Genomic DNA, 579 nt, shown 5'->3' on the forward strand with positions numbered 1-579 from the left:
CGTACTTCATCGGCAACAACCGCAAAGCCTCGACCGTGTTCGCCAGCTCGCGCTGCTTCGATCGCAGCGTTGAGTGCTAGCAAGTTAGTTTGGTCGGCAATGGCTTTGATCGACTCAAGTAATTTACTAATCGTTTTATTACTTTCATCCAAGCTTTCCAGCAAAGATGTAAATTCAGAGATGTATCGAGATGAGGTTTCCAGGTTATCTGCAAGCTGTCTCATGTCGGCGCTACATTGTTTGGATGTATCAGATGCCTGGTTGGTCGCGTCACTGGCTTGTTGTGCAGAAGAGTGTATCGCCAGACCTTCGCCTACGAGAGACTCCATGCCTTGGCAACTGCCTTCAATACCGCTTGCAAAGTCTGAGCCGCCTTGTAGCTTCTCGTTAACGCTAGCTGCGAGCTCTTGAATCTGGGAGGCAGGGTCTTGACTAAAAAACTGATCAAGCAGTGCCGCTTTTTGCTCTAATGACTGTAGCTCGACTTTGTNGATCGCAACTTCATTTACTTTCAATGCATTCTTATTTAATCCAAACATAACCTTACCTGAATATACTTGTTGCGTTATCTGAAGATGC

At 46.4% G+C, this 579-nt stretch carries 1 protein-coding gene; it reads right to left on the minus strand.

Annotated elements, in window-relative coordinates; genetic code table 11:
• The coding region (locus A3761_RS28970; protein WP_369808203.1) for a methyl-accepting chemotaxis protein at positions 1-539 on the minus strand (539 nt) is incomplete at its 3' end.
• Positions 540-579: the final 40 nt, after the last annotated feature.

The sequence above is a fragment of the Oleiphilus sp. HI0123 genome (assembly GCF_001635315.1).